Below are 2,468 nucleotides of genomic sequence, written 5' to 3' on the forward strand. Positions count from 1 at the left end.
GCCCCGCCAGGCGCCGCGGCCCCGGCCGCTTTTTTCGATTGCCAGGCTCAGTGCGCGACGACCGGCGGGGCGTCCGGGTCGACGGCGAGCGGCCCGCTGCGCAGCAGCAGCCCGGAGACGACGGCGCAGACGACGAAGAGCGCGGCAGACCACCAGAACACGGTGTGGTAGCTGTCCATCATGGCCAGCGCCTGCGTCTGCGGGCTCAGGGTCTTGCCCTTGAGGTAGTCGGCGGCGGCGCTCGCGGCGAAGGAGCTCAGCAGCGCGGTGCCGACCGAGCCGCCGATCTGCTGCGCCGTGTTGATCATTGCCGAGGCGACGCCGGCGTCGGTGTGCCGCACGCCGGAGGTCGCGGTGTTCTGGGTGGGCGCGAAGATCAGGCCCATGCCCAGGCCCATCAGGATCAGGCCGGGCAGCACCCCGCCGGCGTAGCTGGAGTGCAGGTCGAGGCGGGTCAGGTAGACCATGGCGGCGGCCGCGGCCAGCGCGCCGATCGGCACCAGCGGGCGCGGGCCGATGCGCGGGGTGAGCATCGAGCCGACGGTGGTGGCCGTCAGCATGATGCCGCCGAGCATGGGCATGAAGGCGAGGCCGGTCTGCACCGGGGTGAAGCCGAGGGTGTTGGTGAGGTAGTAGGTGAGGAAGAGCATCACGCCGAACATGGCCGCGCCGGCCACGGCGACCGAGGCGTAGGCGCCGCCGCGGTTGCGGTCGAGCACGACCCGCAGCGGCAGCAGCGGGTTGGCGACGCGCCGCTCGATCACGACGAAGGCGATGAGCACGATGACGCCGACGGCGATGAAGCCGTAGGTCTTCGGGTCGCTCCAGCCGTCGGTCTCGGCGTTGCCGAGGCCGTAGACCAGGGCGACCAGGCCGCCGACGGCGGTGAGCACGCCGGGCAGGTCGAGGCGGGCGCGGGCCCGCACCGGCTCGTCGTGCAGCTTGAGCGTCGCGCCGAGTACCGCCGCCGCGGCGATGATCAGGTTGACGTACAGGCACCAGCGCCAGGAGGCGTACTCGGTCAGGAAGCCGCCGAGCAGCAGGCCGACGGCGCCGCCGGCGCCCGAGATCGCGCCGAAGATGCCGAAGGCCTTGCCGCGCTCGGCCGGATCGGTGAACGTCGTCGACAGCAGCGACAGGGCCGCCGGCGCGAGTGCGGCACCGAACGCGCCCTGCAGGACCCGGGCCGCGATCAGCATCTCGATGCCCTGCGCGGCGCCGCCCAGGGCGGAGGCCAGCGCGAAGCCGATGAGGCCGATGAGGAACATCTTCTTGCGGCCGAGCGAGTCCGACAGGCGCCCGCCGAGCAGCAGCAGGCTGCCGAAGGCCAGCGCGTAGCCGGTGACCACCCACTGCCGGCCGGAGTCGGAGAAGCCGAGGTCGCGCTGGGCGGTGGGCAGCGCGATGTTCACGATCGTGGCGTCCAGGACCACCATCAACTGCGCCATGGCGAGCACCACGAGCGCCCACCAGCGGCCGGTATGCCGGTCCGGCGCGGCGGGCACCTTGGCCGGTCTGGCGGCGGGCCGGGGTCGTTCGGTGGTCGTCGTCATCGTGGTCCTTTGCGGCGGCGGGAAGTTGAGGTGCTCGCTCCGTATCGGGCCGGCGCCGGGGAAGCTGAGGGGTAAGCTCCATTTGTTACGCTGGGTCACATGGCCGTCACGGAGATGGGGTCCGCGTCCGGCGGGCCACGGCCGCTGCGGCGCGACGCGGAGCTCAACCGCAGGCGCATCATCGAGGCGGCGCGCGAGGTGTTCGCGGCGCGCGGCCTGGCCGCGACGCTCGACGACGTGGCGCACCGCGCGGGCGTCGGCATCGGCACGGTGTACCGCCGGTTCCCGACCAAGGAGGCCCTGGTCGAGGTCGCGCTCGAGGACCGGCTGGAGGAGCTGGCCGGCCTCGCCGAGACCGCCCTGCTCGCGCCGACGGCGTGGGAGGGCCTGACCACCTTCTTCTGCCGCATCACCGACATGCACGCCGCCGACCGTGGCCTGCGCGACGTCGCGCTCGGCACCCACCAGCTGGCCCGGGTCGGCAAGCGGATGAGGCCGCCGGTGCAGCGCCTCGTCGAGCGCGCCCAGGCCGAGGGAACGCTGCGCGCCGACTTCAACGTGCACGACGTGCCGCTGCTCATGCTGATGGTCAGCGAGGTCGCGTACAACAGCGAGCCGTTCCACCCGGATGCGTACGTCCGTTACCGGCAGCTGCTGCTCGACGGCCTGCGCGCCGGGCCCGCGACCGGCGACCTCGGCGAGCCGCTGACCCTGCCGGACGTGAACGCCATCGTCGACAGCTGGCTGCCGAACTGCTAGAGCACCGCCGCGATGCCGTCGGCGCGCGGGTCGCTGCCGGCGTCGAGCACGCCGCCCCGCAGCCGGGCAAGCTGGACGTGCCCGGCGTCGTCGTGCGGCGCCGCGGTCGTGGCGACCGCCAGCCCGAGCGAGGCCGCCTCGGCGGCGAGGGCGGCG

Annotated in this window: 2 protein-coding genes; one reads left to right on the forward strand and one right to left on the reverse strand. The window is 73.5% G+C overall.

Going from position 1 to position 2,468, the window contains the following annotated elements; genetic code table 11:
* Nucleotides 1-47 precede the first annotated feature (47 nt).
* Nucleotides 48-1,553 (reverse strand): DHA2 family efflux MFS transporter permease subunit, encoded by a 1,506-nt coding sequence (locus tag AB0F10_RS45285; RefSeq protein WP_360640764.1) that lies wholly within the window; start codon nucleotides 1,551-1,553, stop codon nucleotides 48-50.
* 99 nt (nucleotides 1,554-1,652) lie between these two features.
* Between AB0F10_RS45285 and AB0F10_RS45290 the strand changes: the two genes are divergently transcribed.
* On the forward strand, nucleotides 1,653-2,312 hold the full coding sequence (locus AB0F10_RS45290; protein ID WP_360640766.1) for a helix-turn-helix domain-containing protein: 660 nt from the start codon (nucleotides 1,653-1,655) through the stop codon (nucleotides 2,310-2,312).
* The last annotated feature ends 156 nt before the right edge of the window (nucleotides 2,313-2,468 follow it).

Origin of the sequence: Actinoplanes sp. NPDC026623, assembly GCF_040638275.1 — a bacterium.
Classification (GTDB): domain Bacteria; phylum Actinomycetota; class Actinomycetes; order Mycobacteriales; family Micromonosporaceae; genus Actinoplanes.